This window comes from Paracoccus versutus, assembly GCF_029909795.1.
Lineage (GTDB): Bacteria > Pseudomonadota > Alphaproteobacteria > Rhodobacterales > Rhodobacteraceae > Paracoccus > Paracoccus versutus.
On sequence record NZ_CP038196.1, the window covers coordinates 1965363 to 1978317 of the forward strand.

Consider the following 12955-nt stretch of genomic DNA (forward strand, 5'->3'; position numbering starts at 1 on the left):
CCCGCTTGGGGTTCGGCCTGAAGGCGGCATCTGACGAAAGGGACAGCACATGGCCGACGAGCCCGAATTCTCGCTGGGCGTCGAAGAGGAATACCTGCTGGTCGATGCCGAGACCGGCGACGTGCGCGAGGCGCCCGATGCGCTGATGGCCGCCTGCAAGGCCGAGCTGGCCGACCAGGTCGGCCCCGAGTTCCTGCGCTGCCAGATCGAGATCGGCACCCCCGTCGCCGCCGATGTGCGCGAGGCGCGCGATCATCTGGCCCGGCTGCGCGGCAGCATCGCCCGCCATGCCGCCGAATTCGGCCTGGCGCCGATTTCCGTCGCCTGCCATCCGGTCGCGGACTGGCGCAGCCAGGACCATACCGACAAGGACCGCTACAACCAGCTTTCGCAAGAGATGGGCGGGGTGTCCCGGCGCATGCTGATCTGCGGCATGCATGTCCATGTCGGCATCCCCGACCAGGACATGCGCATCGACCTGATGAACCAGTTCTCGTGGTTCCTGCCGCATCTGCTGGCGCTTTCGGCCTCGAGCCCGTTCTGGCTGGGCGAGGATACGCTGCTCGCCTCGTATCGCACCACGGTCTTTGCCGGCTATCCCCGCACCGGCCTGCCGCCGCGGCTGGGCAGCTGGGCCGAATACGACCGCTCGGTCGCGGCGCTGACCGAGACCGGGATCATCGGCGATGCCAGCAAGATCTGGTGGGATCTGCGCCCCTCGGCGCGCTTTCCCACGCTCGAAACCCGGATCTGCGACGCCTGCCCCCGGCTGGATGACACGATCACCCTGGTCGCGCTGGTGCAGGCGACGCTGCGCATGTTGTGGCGGCTGTCGCGGCAGAACCTGCGCTGGCGGCAATACGACAACTTCCTGCTGGGCGAGAACCGCTGGCGCGCGACCCGCTATGGGCTGACCGAGGGGCTGATCGACTTCGGCACCCGCCGCATCCTTCCCTTCGACGAGATCGCCGAGGGCTGGCTTGCCGCCATCGCCGAGGATGCCGATGCGCTGGACAGCCAGCCCGCGGTGGCCGGGCTGCGCGACATGATCGCCCGCGGCAGCGCGGCCGAGCGGCAGCGGGCGCTGTTCGCCTCGGCCATGGCCGCCGGGGCCACACCGCAGGAAGCCTTTCGCAGCATCGTCGCCTGGCTGGTCGAAGAGTTCCGCCGCGGCCTGTGATCCGGCCTGGCGGCGGATTTCCCCGGCTCGCGGGAACAAAGCCCGCGGGCCGGGGGTTCCCCCGCCGACATGCAGCACTGGGAGAAACAGCAATGCCCAAATATCTTCTGGCCCTCGGCCTCGCCCTGATGCCGCTTTCGGCCCATGCCCAGGATGCCAAGGCGGTTTTCCTTGACACCGAGGGGCAAGAGGCCGGAACCGCGGCGCTGACGGCGACGCCGACCGGCGTGCTGATCGAGGTCGAGGCGACCGGGCTGCCGGCCAGCCAATGGGTCGCCTTCCACGTCCACGAAACCGGCAGCTGCGACCACGCCACCGGCCATGAATCGGCGGGCGGCCACTTCAACCCCTCGCAGGCCCCGCATGGCGTGCTGGCCGAGGGCGGCCCCCATGCCGGCGACATGCCCAACATCTGGGTCGATGCCGAGGGCACCGCGCGGGCGCAGGTCTTCAACCCGCTGGTGACGCTGGCCGAGGGCGACAATGCGATCAGGGGTCGGGCGCTGATGATCCATGCCGGTCCCGACGACTACCAGACCCAGCCCACCGGCGGCGCCGGCGACCGGCTGGCCTGCGCGGTGATCGAATAGGCCAGCGGCGCCGGGATCAGCCCGGCGCACCCTCGCCCTCGCCCGCGCCCAGGTGGCTCATGCGGCTGTGCAATTCGCAGCGCAGGCCCTCGGGCTCGTGGCGGATCACGCTTTCGCCCATGAAGTCCTGGGCCAGCGCCTCCTCGATGATGAGCGAGCCGAAGCCCTTGCCGGCATGGGAGGCGACGGGCGGGCCGCCCGATTCCGCCCAGAGCAGCCGGAAAGGGTCGTCGCTGCCCGGCCGCCCGCCGGTCCAGCCCAGGTCCACCGCGCCCTGCGGGACCGACAGCGCGCCGTATTTCAGCGCGTTGGTCGCCAGTTCGTTGATGGCCAGCGCCAGGGTCAGCGCCTGCCTGGCCGACAGCCGCACCGGCGGGCCGGCGATGCGGAAGCGCCGCTGCCCGGTGCGAAACGGCGTCAGCGCCTGCCGGACCACCTGGCCGATTTCGGCATCCAGCGCGCTGGAATCGGTCAGCAGCGTCTGCGCCTGGGCCAGGGCGCCGATGCGCTGGCGCAGGATCTCGCGCGCCTCGGGGCCGTCATGGCTCAGCAGCGTCTGGTTGACGATGGCCGAGACCACGGTCAGCGTGTTCTTGATCCGGTGGCCCAGCTCGCCGTTCACCAGCCGCAGCTGGCGGGTGGCCTCGACCTTGCCGGTGGTCTCGATCACCGTGTCGATCATGCCGCGCACCACCCCGTTCTCGTCGCGGATCGGGCTGTAGCAAAAGGTGAAATGGCATTGCTCGGGATAGCCGTAGCGGTCGATGACCAGCGGAAAATCCTCGATGAAGGTCGCCTCGCCGGCATAGGCGCGCTCGGCAATGGGGCCGATCTCCTCCCAGGCCTCGCTCCAGACCTCGGCGAAGGACCGGCCCAGCACATTGCCCTTGTTGCCCAGGATCGGGCGAAAGGCGTCGTTGTGCAGGGTGATCAGCCCCGGACCCCAGACGATGCATTTCGGGAATTTCGAGTTCAGCGCCATCCCCAGCGCGATCTTGAGCGCCGAGGGCCAGCCGTCGGGCGGGCCAAGCGCGTTGCCGGACCAGTCATGGTCGCGGATCGCCTTGCCCATCTCGCCGCCGCCATCCAGAAAATGCACCGATCCGTCCATCGCCCCTCCGTCGCGCTGCTGCCGCCCCATCCGGTATGCCCGTCCCCGTCCGACGCAAAATAGCGCAACGCGGGACATTGTCCGGCGGTTTCCCATCCTGGCACGCGGCGCCGGGGGAAAATGACCGGCGCCGGCTCGTGCCGGCCGCGATCGCGGCCCGGCGCACGAAATCATGCGCCACCCAACCGGCCGGGCGCGGGAATGTTCCCGGAAAAATTCGCCCGCCCCAGGCCCTGGCACGGAACGATTCGCGGAACGATTCCGGCGCTGCCCGGTTCTGCATGAAACGTCCCGATCATCAAGAACCCCGGCGCCATGGCAGAAACCCTTCGCTTCGGCCGCCTTCCGGCGGCGACGGTCCATCTTTGCGTCGACATGCAGCGGCTGTTCGGGCCCGGCTCTGCCTGGGCGGTGCCGTGGATCGAGCAGGTTCGGCCGGCGGTTGCGACGCTGGTCGAGGCGCGGCCGCAGCACACCGTCTTCACCCGCTTCATCCCGCCCGAGCGGCTCGGGGCGGCGCCCGGCGCCTGGGCGCGCTATTACGCGCAATGGCCCGAGATGCTGCGCGAGCGGCTGGACCGCACATGGCTCGAGTTGCTGCCCGAGCTGGCGCGGCATGTGCCGCCGGCCCGGGTGGTCGACAAGCCGGTCTATTCGCCCTGGCACGACGGGCGGCTGCACCGCTGGCTGCGCCGCGCCGGGATCACCACGCTGGTGATCACCGGCGGCGAGACCGACGTCTGCGTGCTGGGCACGGTGATGGGCGCGGTCGACCTGGGCTACCGGGTGGTGCTGGTGGGCGATGCGGTCTGTTCCTCGACCGACCAGGGCCATGACGCGGCGATGACGCTCTACCGCACGCGGTTCTCGCAGCAGGTCGAGACCGCACCGCTGGGCGAGGTTCTGGACGCCTGGGCCGCGGCCTAGGGGAACAAGCCGGGGGCGGCGGGTGTTTCCTTTCCATGGCCGTCCCCAAGCACGCCCGAGGGGGACCCCGCGGAAGGCCGCCCGACGGGGCGGCCGCGCCAATGGGGCCCGTCTAGGGCCTGTCCGACACCAGCACAGGAGCTTTGCAATGTCCGCACCCCGCACCGACCTGGAAAGGCAAAGACGCCGCCACCTCGTCCCGATCATCGGCATCCTCGCGGCCGTGCTGATCGCGCTGGCGGGGTTTCTCTGGTGGTTCAACGACGAGACCAGCGATCCCGAGATCCCCGGCCAGGTGCCGGGTCCGGTGGACGAGATCGCCGACCCCCCCGCCTCGGGCGCCCCCGCCACCGGGGTCGAGACCGCACCCGCCACCACACCCGCCGACGCGGCGCCTGCTGCCGACGAGACCGCGCCCACCAGCAGCACGCCCGAGGCCGCGCCTGCCGACGCGGGGTCTCCTGACGTCGCGCCCGACGAGACCGCGCCGAGCGATACCGCCCCGGCCGGGACTGCCCCCGCCGACGCCGCATCCCCGGACAGCGCCCCCGCCGGAACGGCACCGGCCGATCCCGGCCAGCCGTCGCAATGAGCGCCTCGGGCGGCACCGCCCGGCCGCCCGAGCCCCCAAGCAGCATGGGAAGCCCCGCGATGCCCGACCGCAACACCCTCGCCAGCCTCCCGCCCACCGGGACCGCGCGTTTCCCTCGCAAGGCCGACCTACCCCCAAGCAGCACGAGAAGCCCCGCGATGCCCAACCGCAAGACCCCCGCCAGCCTCCCGCCCACCGGGACCGGGCGTTTCCCTCGCAAGACCGACATGCCCCCGGCATCGCGGGAAGGGGAAAGCGCCGTCTTCCGGTTCTGGCGGCTGGCGTTTAGGCGCCTTTCGTCGCCTGCCGGGGCCTGAGGATCCGGGTCATGCCGAACCGGAAAACCCTTTCCTGCATCTCGCCCGCGGGGGTGCGGCATTTCTACCGCAGCGCCGACCTGCACGGGCTGCGGCTGGCGCTGTGGGAGGATGGCGCGGCCGGGGCGGGATCGGTGGCGGATTACCTGCGCCAGGCCGGCGCCTCGGTCGAGGTGCTGGTGGACGCTGCGCCCCGGACCCATACGCAATCCTGCGCGCCAACCCATGCTTCGGCCCATGCTTCGGCCCACCCGCCAACCCATGCGTCGGTTCACGCGCCGGTCCTGCCGCCGATGCTGGCGCGCCACCGGCTGGCCGCGCCTTGGGCCGGAGACGGGGCTGGAGACGGGGCTGGGGACGGAGAGGGTGACGGGCCGGCGGAGATCCGCTTCAGCGGCAGCCTTGTGGCCGCGCTGGTCCGGCCCGGACCGATGCAGGTCGACGCGGCGGTGCTGAACCTGCGCGACCCGGCGCCGCTGGCGCAGAGCCTGCAGGCCGCCGGCATCCCCTTCGTCATCTTCGCCCAGGCGCCTGGGCCCGGCCTGGGCCTCTACCCGCATGGCCATTGCGTGCCAAGCCACGAGGGCCCCGAGGCGCTCGCCTCGGCCATCCTGCTGCACAGCGCAATCTACAGGGCCGGGCTGTGCTGCACGCCCGAGATGACGGTGACGGATATGCTGCCGCGGCTGCGGGCGCTGGCGCGCTATCTGGTGCAGGACGCGGCGCTGGCGGATGCGCTGGTCGAGGATGCGCTGGAACAGGCGCTGGCGCTTCTGCCGCATCTCGGCCGCGAGCGCGAGCTGGGCGCGCTGCTGGTCACGCTGGTCGAACGGATCTGGCAGCGGCAGAAGATGTCGCGCCCGACCTGAAGGGTCGGAGGCGCAGGCCCGGCAGCACCAGCAAAAGCGCGACCGGCTGCAGGGCCAGGAACGCGGCGCTTGCGGACGCGCTGGTAAGGGAGGCGCTAGGATAGGCGGCTTTTGCCGGATCTGGGCCGGGAGCGCGGCGAGGCCCAGCCGCTGCAGCAGCGGCCTCGACTCCGGATCGTGGGGCAGCCGGGACGCGGCCTTCAGCTCGGCGAAGCGGCCCCTCCGCCGCTGCACGCGGCCACCTCACCGATGCCGAACGGGGCCGGAGCGGGATCGGGGAAGGCGACCTTGTCGCCGGTCCGGCCGCGGCCAGTCGCCTGGCGCGGATGCAGCGGTTACCCTGCGTTTTTCGGTGTTGTGCGGCCATGATCCTCTCCGGGAGGACGAAAAGGGGGGCCGGCGCGGCCTCCTTTTCCGTCGCGCCTCAGCGCCGCCCGCGCGCGGCATGGCGGCGGTCGTCGTCCTCGTCGTGGTGCGAGGAATAACGGCGATCATCGTCGTCCCGGCGGTGGTCCCAGCCCCGGCGGGTGGCCTCGGCATGGCCCTCGGGGTGGCCGAACCAGCCGCCCTGGCGCGCAGTCGCGCGCATGGTCGTCATCGCGGCCGCGCGAATAGCTGCACCGGTCGTCGTCATGACAGCGCGAGAATGCACCGGCCGTCATCGTCGCGGCGCGAACCGTAGCGCCGGTCGTCGTCCCGGTGATGGTCCCAGCTGTGGTAGGCGGCCTCGGCATGACCCTCGGGGCGACCGAACCAGCCTCCTAGCGCGGCGCGCGCATGGTCGTCATGACGGCGCGAGAATGCACCGGCCGTCCTCGTCGCGGCGCGGGGAGGCATGGTGGTCGTCGTCGTGGCCCGCACCGCGAATCGGCCCCGGCCTATCCCTTCCGAAAACGGGGAAAGGCTTGCGGGCCACGACGGGGCACCGAGGCACGCCTTCAGGCCCCGAAAAGCCCCGACAGTCCCCCGGCTCACGGGGGCAAGCCGGGAACCCGCGCTCAGGCCGGTTCGGCCGCCTCGCGGTTGGCCTCGCTTTCGGCGATCTCGGTCAGCAGCTCGTCGGTCGCCGATTCCTCTTCCAGCGTCTGGCCCAGAAGCGCCGCGGCCTCCTTCAGGCCCAGCTGCTTGGCCCATTGCCGCAGGGTGCCGTAGCGGGCGATCTCGTAATGCTCGACCGCCTGCGCAGCCGCCACAAGCCCGGCATCCAGCGCCGGGGCGCCCTTGAAGGTGGCCATCACCTCCTCGCCCTCCTCGATGATGCCGTCGATGGCCGGGCAGGTCTTGCCGCGCGCCGCCTTCCCCAGGATCTCGAACACCTGCTGGAGGCGCTCGACATGGATCTCGGTCTCCTCGCGATGCTTCTCGAAGGCCTTGCGCAGCCGGTCGGACTGCGCGCCCCGCGCCATCTTGGGCAGCGCCTTCAGGATCTGGCGCTCGGCATAATAGATGTCCTTCAGCGTGTCGTGGAACAGGTCGTCAAGAACCTTGTGGGCCATCTCTCAGGTCTCCTGCGTTGAAAAAATCCAATCGGGACGCCCTGAACCAGAACCGGCGGAAAATGTTCCAAGGAACAAACGCCCCGGCCGCTGGTTGCCCGTCAAAGAAGGAGGAAACCCATGGCCCGTCCCATCCCCATGGCCCGATTCACCCTGGCATGGCCCCTGGCCGGCGCAGGCGCGGCACTGCTGTCGATCCCGGTCCTGGCGGCGCTTTCGGCCGGGCGCGGCCTGCCGCCCTGGATGCCGCTGAACGCCACCACCCATGCGCTGCACGGGGCCGAGGCCGCCCGGACCACCGCCCTGGACCTGGCCCATACCGGCCTGGGCACCGCCATCCATGTCGCCTCGTGCTTCTTTTGGGCGGGGGTGGCGGTGCTGCTGGTCCGCCGGGCGGCACGGGGCGGGCCATGGCTGGCCTGGCTGGCGGGGCTGGCCACCGCCGCCATGGCCGGGCTGATCGACTATGGCCTGCTGCCCGCCCGGCTGCGTCCGGGATGGGGGCTGGTGCTGCCGCCCTGGGCCGTCCTGGCCGGGCTTGCCGCCCTGGGCGTCGGGCTGTCGCTGGGATTGCTGGCCGCATGGGCCATCGGCCGGCGCGCGCCGGGAACATCGCCGGCGCCGGATCGTTATCCCCCCGTCCCCGGCGCGGCCGAGCCGCCGCAGGCGCCGGTCTCGGCCGTCGAGCGGCTGCGCCATCCCGCGCCGCATGTGCTGGACCAGCGCCAGCAGCGCATGGACCCGGCCGGCGCCGTCACCGAGGATCCGAACCGTCAGGGCGACGGCAACAAGCAGCCCGGCGTCCCCCATCCCGATGAAAGGCCCGACAGATGAGCGATTATCCCAAGCCGCCCTTTCCGAAACAGCAGCAATCCCTGCCCGGCAGCTTTCGAAACATGGATCCGCGCCCCGACCATGGCGAGGAAAGCTGGAAGGGCGCCGGCCGGCTGGAGGGCAAGGTGGCGCTGATCACCGGCGGCGACAGCGGCATCGGCCGCGCCGTCGCCATCGCCTATGCCCGCGAGGGCGCCGACCTGGCGCTGTCCTGGCTGAACGAGAGCGGGGACGCCGCCAGCACCGCCGATCTGGTGCGCGAGGCCGGGCGCGACTGCCTGTCCATCCCCGGCGACATCGCCGACCCGGACCATTGCCGCAAGATCGTCGCCGACGTGGTCGAGCGCTTCGGCCGCATCGACATCCTGGTCAACAACGCCGCGCACCAGGCGCTGTTCGACGGCATCGAGGAGATCGCGGACGAGGAATGGCGCCGCACCTTCGCGGTCAACATCGACGCGATCTTCTACCTGACCAAGGCGGCGGTGCCGCATATGCCCAGGGGCTCGGCGATCATCAACACCGCCTCGATCAACGCCGACAAGCCCAATCCCAAGCTACTGGCCTATGCCACGACCAAGGGCGCGATCCAGAACTTCACCACCGGGCTGGCGCAGATGCTGGCCGAACGCGGCATCCGGGTGAATGCCGTGGCGCCCGGCCCGGTCTGGACGCCGCTGATCCCGGCCAGCATGCCGCCCGAGGAGGTGGCCGAGTTCGGCGCCAACTACCCGATGAAGCGTCCCGCCCAGCCGGTCGAGCTGGCCTCGGCCTATGTCATGCTGGCCGAGCCGATGTCGAGCTATGTCTCGGGTGCGACCATCGCCGTCACCGGCGGCAAACCGATGATCTGAGAAGGGAGTCGACCATGAACAACCGCCATCTTGCGTTCCTCTGCGGCCTGGCCGCCGGTTTCGCGCTCAAGGGCGCCTGCGATGCGCTGGCCCGGCCCGCTACCGGGCCCCGCCACCGCAGCCGCCGGCGCCAGGACGAGATCCGCCCCGCCGGCCGGCGGCAGATGGAAAACCCGCCGCGCAACTGGGACATCGTGGACGAGCAAAGCGACGAATCCTTCCCGGCCAGCGACCCGCCGGGAAACTACTGAACGAAAAGGGGCGGAGACCGCGGTCCCTGCCCCCTTTCCGGCGCCTGTCGGCCCCGGTTCAACCCTTGTGTTCGGGGTCAGCCCTTGTGTTCGGGCTTGTGTTCGGGCTTGCCCTTGCGCTTGGTGGCGGCCAGTTCCTCAAGCTCGCTTTCGCTCATCGAATCGTGCATCTGCTTCGAGGGGCCGCGCAATTCGTCCTTGCTCGTCTCGCCGCGCTTGGCGGCCAGCGCCGCGCCGGCCGCCTTCTGCTGCGCCTTGGATTTGGCTGGCATGGTCTCGATCCTCCTGCTTAGGCCTCCTGGTTAGGCGCCCGGTTCCGGCCAGGGCGCGGCGTCATTCGCCGCCATTGGTGGCGCGGTCGTTCTGCCGGGCCTTGCGGTCGCCCGCCTCGCGGTTCTCCCCGCCGGCATTGGGTTCGTTCGAACGCTGCATCTGCTTGGGGTTCAGCACCGGATCGGCATTGCCCATCTTCAGCTGCTGCGCCCTTTGCTGGACGTTGAACTTTTCGTTTTCGGCTTTGGGATCGAATTTCTCGCCCATGGCGAAGTCCTCCTTGTCAGGGGCTGGTCAGGGCTGGCCGGAGCGGATCGCGGCCGGCCGCGGGGGTCAGTCCCGATGCTCGGGCATCTGCTTCAGCTCGTCCTTGGTCCAGCGCGAGACGGCGTGGACGCTGTTGCTGCCGTCGCGCATGAAGTCCAGCTCGCGGGCGGGAACGGCGACGGGCTTCGAGCCGATGCCCAGGAAGCCGCCGACGTCGATCACCACCACCGCCTCGCTACCGACGCCATGGACATGCGAGACATGGCCGATCCTTTCGTCGCCGGGGCCATAGATGGTGGCGCCGGTCAGCGCGGCCTCGGTCAGCTCGCTTTCGTTCAGTCGGATATGGGTGCTGTGGTCCATTGGGCCCTCCTCTGCTTTGTCCGGTTGAGGCACCCCCAACTGCCGGAAGGCCGGTCTGTTCCATAACGGTGCCGTGAAGGCTGCGGCGGGAACATTTGCCGCCGGCCACGGTTCAACCGCCCTGCGCAAACCCCGCATCCAGAGGAGGAATGAGATGAAACAGTTGTTCGTCACCACCGCCCTTGCCGCCGCGCTGAGCGTGACCGCCGCCCAGGCCCAGGAGACCGAAAGCCAGCCCGTCCCGATGGGTCAGGAAACCGCGCCCGCCGCCGACGAGCCCCTGCCCACCATCACCCCGCCCGACGGCTATGTCGAAGGCGAGGTGGTGTTGACCACCGAGAACCTGCAGGGCGCCACCGTCTACGACGCCAGCGGCGACGAGATCGGCGAGGTGCATGGGCTGGTCTTCGCCAACGGCTCCACCTCGCTGCAAGGCGGCGACGCCGGCGCGGCGATGCAAGGCAGCGATGCCGCCACGACCATGCCTGCGCCGGGTGCCGATACCGAGGTGCCGGATGCCGCCACCGAAACCACGCCCGCCGCCCCGCCGCCCGCCGCGGCCGAGACGGGCACCGACACCGGCGACACGACCGGCATGGCCGCCACCGGCGACACCGAGACGACCACCACCGACACCGCCCCCGCCACCGAGGATGCGAACACCTCGGTCGAAAGCGGCACGGCCAGCCCCGAGGCCACCGCACCGGGCCTCGACACCGATTCCTCGAACGTGGCCAGCGGCACCGACCGCGGCGACAGCGACCGGATCGAGGGGATCGGCTCGGATGCCGGCACCATCACCCCCACCGATGCCACCACGCCCCCGGTGCAGACCGCGCCCGAGGGGGAAGCCCAGCCGATGGGATCGGCCGAGATCAGCCATGCCATCATCGACGTGGGCGGCTTCCTGGGCATGGGCGAGCATCGCGTCGCCATCCCGGTCGGCGACCTGGTGGTCTATCGCAAGGATACCGACATCCGCATCTATCTGCCCTGGACCCGCCAGCAGCTCGAAGCCCTGCCCGAGTTCGACGAGGACGGCCCCGCCCCCGTGACCCAGTAAGCGCCGGCAGCCACGGCCCCGCAGCCGGCCCCGGCTGCGGGCGCCAGCATATCGCCTTGCCAGGACCGCCATGCCGAACCCCCGATCCAACAGCCCCACCCTGCGCGTCCCCTCCCTGCGCGACGACGGCCTGCAACTGGACGAGGACCGCCGCTTCCAGCGCCGGTTCTGGCGCATCCAGCGCATCGCCTGGCTGCTCTTCGGCGCGGTCTGCCTGCTGGCGCTGCTGGGCCTGACGGGAAGCGGCGGCGCGCTGCACAAGGGCGAATTGCGCCTGGACGGCGCGCGGGTCGAATTTCCCCGCATCAGCCGCTGGGAGGGCACCGACGAGGTCTCGATCACCTTCGAACGCCCGGCCGCAATGCATTCCTTTCGCATCGGGCAGGATTTCTTCGACCGCTTCTCGGTCGAGCGCATCCAGCCCGAACCGGCGCAAGCCACGCTTTCGGGCCGCGGCCAAGGCTTTGCCGTGCCGGCGCAGGGGCCGCACAAGGTGGTCCTGGAGGTGCGGGCGCTGCATTTCGGCTGGACGCGGCTTGACATCGCCATCGGCGCGCAACGCCGCGCCGCCCATATCCTGATCCTGCCCTGAAGGCCAAGCCATGGATTCCGTCATCCGAGGCGTCGCGATCTATCTGGCGCTGCTGGTCATGACCCGGCTGTCGGGACGCCGGACGCTGGCGCAGACCACGCCCTTCGACCTCGTGCTGCTGCTCATCATCGCCGAGACCACGCAGCAGGCGCTGCTGGGCGACGATTTCTCGATCGTGAACGCGGTGGTGCTGATGATCACCCTGGTCACCGTCGACGTGATCCTGTCCTTTGCCAAGATGCGCTCGACCCGGCTGGCGACCTGGCTGGACGGCACCCCCACGGTGCTGATGAGCCGGGGCGAGGTCGACCGCGCCGCGCTGGAACGCTCGCGCATGGGCATCACCGACATCCTGGAGGCGGCACGCGTCCAGCATGGCCTGGCCAACCTGCAACAGATCGACGCCGCCGTGCTGGAGATCAGCGGCGCGATCAGCATCATCCCCCGCAAGGACCAGGGATAGGCCGCCCGCGCCGCCGGAACCGCCGCCAGGCTGGGGACGTTGGGCCGACGTCGTATTTCACCGGGAAGGCAGGCCATGGCACCGCGGGCGATCTGGAAGGGGATGCTGAAGATCGCCGAGGTCAGCTGCCCGGTCGCGCTTCACGCCGCGGCCTCGACCTCGGAACGCATCGCCTTTCACACGCTGAACCGGGCGACCGGGAACCGGGTGCGCCGGCAGTTCATCGACAGCGACACCGGCAAGCCGGTGGAAAAGGACGACCAGGTCAAGGGCTACGAGGTCGGCGAGGGCGACTACGTCGTCCTGGACCCCGACGAGATCGCCGCGGCCATGCCGGAAAGCGACAAGACCCTGGCCGTCGCGGGTTTCATCGCCTGCAAGGACATCGACGACGTCTATTTCGACCGCCCCTATTACCTGACGCCGGCGGACCGGACGGCCGAGGAAGCCTTTGCCCTGATCCGCGAAGGCATGCGCCGCAAGCAGGCGGCGGCGCTGGCGCGGGCGGTGCTGTTTCGCCGCGTGCGCACGGTGCTGGTCCGCGCGCATGGGCCGGGCATGATCGCCTCGACGCTGAATTTCGACTACGAGGTGCGCTCGGCCAGCGAGGCGTTCCGCGACATCTCGGCCGTGAAGATCAAGGGCGAGATGCTGGAGCTGGCCAAGCATATCATCGCCACCAAGATGGGCGCGTTCGACATCGCCGCCTTCGACGACCGTTACGAGGCGGCGCTGGCGGACCTGGTCCGCGCCAAGCTGGAGGGCCGCAAGATCAAGCCCCGCCCGGCGCCCAAGCGCGAGAATGTCGTGGACCTGATGGCGGCGCTGCGCGAAAGCGCGGGCTTGGCCCGGAAAAAGCCGCCCGCCCGCAGGAAGGCGGCGGGCGCGGGCTCGCGGCGCAAGTCCGGCTGAG

Annotated in this window: 18 protein-coding genes; 12 read left to right on the forward strand and 6 right to left on the reverse strand. The window is 70.4% G+C overall.

Features of this window, described 5'->3' with window-relative positions:
• Positions 1-49 precede the first annotated feature (49 nt).
• Positions 50-1180, forward strand: coding sequence for a carboxylate-amine ligase (locus E3U25_RS09680; protein WP_114537591.1), 1131 nt, complete (start codon positions 50-52; stop codon positions 1178-1180).
• A gap of 92 nt (positions 1181-1272) precedes the next feature.
• On the forward strand, positions 1273-1770 hold the full coding sequence (locus E3U25_RS09685) for a superoxide dismutase family protein (protein WP_116220529.1): 498 nt from the start codon (positions 1273-1275) through the stop codon (positions 1768-1770).
• Positions 1771-1786: 16 nt separating this feature from the next.
• Here E3U25_RS09685 and E3U25_RS09690 read toward each other — a convergent pair whose 3' ends face one another.
• Positions 1787-2881: a sensor histidine kinase gene (locus E3U25_RS09690; RefSeq protein ID WP_116221646.1), complete on the reverse strand. Its 1095-nt coding sequence runs from the start codon at positions 2879-2881 to the stop codon at positions 1787-1789.
• 315 nt (positions 2882-3196) lie between these two features.
• Between E3U25_RS09690 and E3U25_RS09695 the strand changes: the two genes are divergently transcribed.
• The 3 genes from E3U25_RS09695 (at position 3197) to E3U25_RS09705 (ending at position 5586) form a co-directional block, all read left to right on the forward strand.
• Positions 3197-3808 carry a cysteine hydrolase family protein gene (locus E3U25_RS09695; RefSeq protein WP_116220528.1) on the forward strand — a complete coding sequence of 204 codons (612 nt, stop codon included), beginning with the start codon at positions 3197-3199 and terminating at the stop codon, positions 3806-3808.
• A gap of 148 nt (positions 3809-3956) precedes the next feature.
• The gene (locus tag E3U25_RS09700) at positions 3957-4400 is read left to right on the forward strand and encodes a hypothetical protein (protein ID WP_116220527.1); all 444 of its coding nucleotides are present in this window, start codon (positions 3957-3959) and stop codon (positions 4398-4400) included.
• Positions 4401-4728: 328 nt separating this feature from the next.
• Positions 4729-5586: a hypothetical protein gene (locus E3U25_RS09705; RefSeq protein WP_166435373.1), complete on the forward strand. Its 858-nt coding sequence runs from the start codon at positions 4729-4731 to the stop codon at positions 5584-5586.
• Between the two features lie 424 nt (positions 5587-6010).
• Here E3U25_RS09705 and E3U25_RS09710 read toward each other — a convergent pair whose 3' ends face one another.
• Both E3U25_RS09710 and E3U25_RS09715 read right to left on the reverse strand, forming a co-directional pair.
• Entirely contained in the window at positions 6011-6175 is a 165-nt protein-coding gene (locus E3U25_RS09710; protein ID WP_157034111.1) for a hypothetical protein, read from the reverse strand.
• Between the two features lie 409 nt (positions 6176-6584).
• Entirely contained in the window at positions 6585-7082 is a 498-nt protein-coding gene (locus E3U25_RS09715) for a YciE/YciF ferroxidase family protein (RefSeq protein WP_072462498.1), read from the reverse strand.
• A gap of 120 nt (positions 7083-7202) precedes the next feature.
• Between E3U25_RS09715 and E3U25_RS09720 the strand changes: the two genes are divergently transcribed.
• The 3 genes from E3U25_RS09720 to E3U25_RS09730 are packed head-to-tail and all read left to right on the forward strand — an operon-like array spanning position 7203 to position 9021.
• Positions 7203-7916: a hypothetical protein gene (locus E3U25_RS09720; RefSeq protein ID WP_244294840.1), complete on the forward strand. Its 714-nt coding sequence runs from the start codon at positions 7203-7205 to the stop codon at positions 7914-7916.
• The gene (locus E3U25_RS09725) at positions 7913-8770 is read left to right on the forward strand and encodes a glucose 1-dehydrogenase (protein WP_116220525.1); all 858 of its coding nucleotides are present in this window, start codon (positions 7913-7915) and stop codon (positions 8768-8770) included. The genes E3U25_RS09720 and E3U25_RS09725 overlap by 4 nt, the downstream gene beginning before the upstream one ends.
• A gap of 14 nt (positions 8771-8784) precedes the next feature.
• A complete protein-coding gene (locus tag E3U25_RS09730) occupies positions 8785-9021 on the forward strand; it encodes a hypothetical protein (protein ID WP_116220524.1) in 237 nt (78 codons plus the stop codon).
• Positions 9022-9098: 77 nt separating this feature from the next.
• On the opposite strand, the gene E3U25_RS09735 is transcribed toward E3U25_RS09730, so the two are convergent.
• From E3U25_RS09735 to E3U25_RS09745, 3 genes are all read right to left on the reverse strand, one after another.
• A complete protein-coding gene (locus E3U25_RS09735) occupies positions 9099-9293 on the reverse strand; it encodes a DUF3008 family protein (RefSeq protein WP_116220523.1) in 195 nt (64 codons plus the stop codon).
• 61 nt (positions 9294-9354) lie between these two features.
• The gene (locus tag E3U25_RS09740; protein ID WP_036761175.1) at positions 9355-9561 is read right to left on the reverse strand and encodes a hypothetical protein; all 207 of its coding nucleotides are present in this window, start codon (positions 9559-9561) and stop codon (positions 9355-9357) included.
• Between the two features lie 66 nt (positions 9562-9627).
• On the reverse strand, positions 9628-9924 hold the full coding sequence (locus E3U25_RS09745; protein ID WP_072462495.1) for a PRC-barrel domain-containing protein: 297 nt from the start codon (positions 9922-9924) through the stop codon (positions 9628-9630).
• 154 nt (positions 9925-10078) lie between these two features.
• On the opposite strand from E3U25_RS09745, the gene E3U25_RS09750 reads away from it, so the two are divergent.
• From E3U25_RS09750 to ku, 4 genes are all read left to right on the forward strand, one after another.
• On the forward strand, positions 10079-10987 hold the full coding sequence (locus E3U25_RS09750; protein ID WP_116220522.1) for a photosystem reaction center protein H: 909 nt from the start codon (positions 10079-10081) through the stop codon (positions 10985-10987).
• A gap of 70 nt (positions 10988-11057) precedes the next feature.
• Complete coding sequence (locus tag E3U25_RS09755) at positions 11058-11579, forward strand: hypothetical protein (RefSeq protein WP_116220521.1); 522 nt, start codon at positions 11058-11060, stop codon at positions 11577-11579.
• A gap of 10 nt (positions 11580-11589) precedes the next feature.
• Positions 11590-12042: a DUF421 domain-containing protein gene (locus E3U25_RS09760; protein WP_114537601.1), complete on the forward strand. Its 453-nt coding sequence runs from the start codon at positions 11590-11592 to the stop codon at positions 12040-12042.
• Between the two features lie 75 nt (positions 12043-12117).
• Positions 12118-12954: a non-homologous end joining protein Ku gene (gene ku, locus E3U25_RS09765; protein WP_116220520.1), complete on the forward strand. Its 837-nt coding sequence runs from the start codon at positions 12118-12120 to the stop codon at positions 12952-12954.
• The last annotated feature ends 1 nt before the right edge of the window (position 12955 follow it).

Coding starts and splice junctions, on each gene's coding strand:
- E3U25_RS09680 (WP_114537591.1), top strand. CDS start 50: ATGGCCGACGAGCCCGAATTCTCGCTGGGCGTCGAAGAGGAATACCTG.
- E3U25_RS09685 (WP_116220529.1), top strand. CDS start 1,273: ATGCCCAAATATCTTCTGGCCCTCGGCCTCGCCCTGATGCCGCTTTCG.
- E3U25_RS09690 (WP_116221646.1), bottom strand. CDS start 2,881: ATGGACGGATCGGTGCATTTTCTGGATGGCGGCGGCGAGATGGGCAAG.
- E3U25_RS09695 (WP_116220528.1), top strand. CDS start 3,197: ATGGCAGAAACCCTTCGCTTCGGCCGCCTTCCGGCGGCGACGGTCCAT.
- E3U25_RS09700 (WP_116220527.1), top strand. CDS start 3,957: ATGTCCGCACCCCGCACCGACCTGGAAAGGCAAAGACGCCGCCACCTC.
- E3U25_RS09705 (WP_166435373.1), top strand. CDS start 4,729: ATGCCGAACCGGAAAACCCTTTCCTGCATCTCGCCCGCGGGGGTGCGG.
- E3U25_RS09710 (WP_157034111.1), bottom strand. CDS start 6,175: ATGCGCGCGACTGCGCGCCAGGGCGGCTGGTTCGGCCACCCCGAGGGC.
- E3U25_RS09715 (WP_072462498.1), bottom strand. CDS start 7,082: ATGGCCCACAAGGTTCTTGACGACCTGTTCCACGACACGCTGAAGGAC.
- E3U25_RS09720 (WP_244294840.1), top strand. CDS start 7,203: ATGGCCCGTCCCATCCCCATGGCCCGATTCACCCTGGCATGGCCCCTG.
- E3U25_RS09725 (WP_116220525.1), top strand. CDS start 7,913: ATGAGCGATTATCCCAAGCCGCCCTTTCCGAAACAGCAGCAATCCCTG.
- E3U25_RS09730 (WP_116220524.1), top strand. CDS start 8,785: ATGAACAACCGCCATCTTGCGTTCCTCTGCGGCCTGGCCGCCGGTTTC.
- E3U25_RS09735 (WP_116220523.1), bottom strand. CDS start 9,293: ATGCCAGCCAAATCCAAGGCGCAGCAGAAGGCGGCCGGCGCGGCGCTG.
- E3U25_RS09740 (WP_036761175.1), bottom strand. CDS start 9,561: ATGGGCGAGAAATTCGATCCCAAAGCCGAAAACGAAAAGTTCAACGTC.
- E3U25_RS09745 (WP_072462495.1), bottom strand. CDS start 9,924: ATGGACCACAGCACCCATATCCGACTGAACGAAAGCGAGCTGACCGAG.
- E3U25_RS09750 (WP_116220522.1), top strand. CDS start 10,079: ATGAAACAGTTGTTCGTCACCACCGCCCTTGCCGCCGCGCTGAGCGTG.
- E3U25_RS09755 (WP_116220521.1), top strand. CDS start 11,058: ATGCCGAACCCCCGATCCAACAGCCCCACCCTGCGCGTCCCCTCCCTG.
- E3U25_RS09760 (WP_114537601.1), top strand. CDS start 11,590: ATGGATTCCGTCATCCGAGGCGTCGCGATCTATCTGGCGCTGCTGGTC.
- ku (WP_116220520.1), top strand. CDS start 12,118: ATGGCACCGCGGGCGATCTGGAAGGGGATGCTGAAGATCGCCGAGGTC.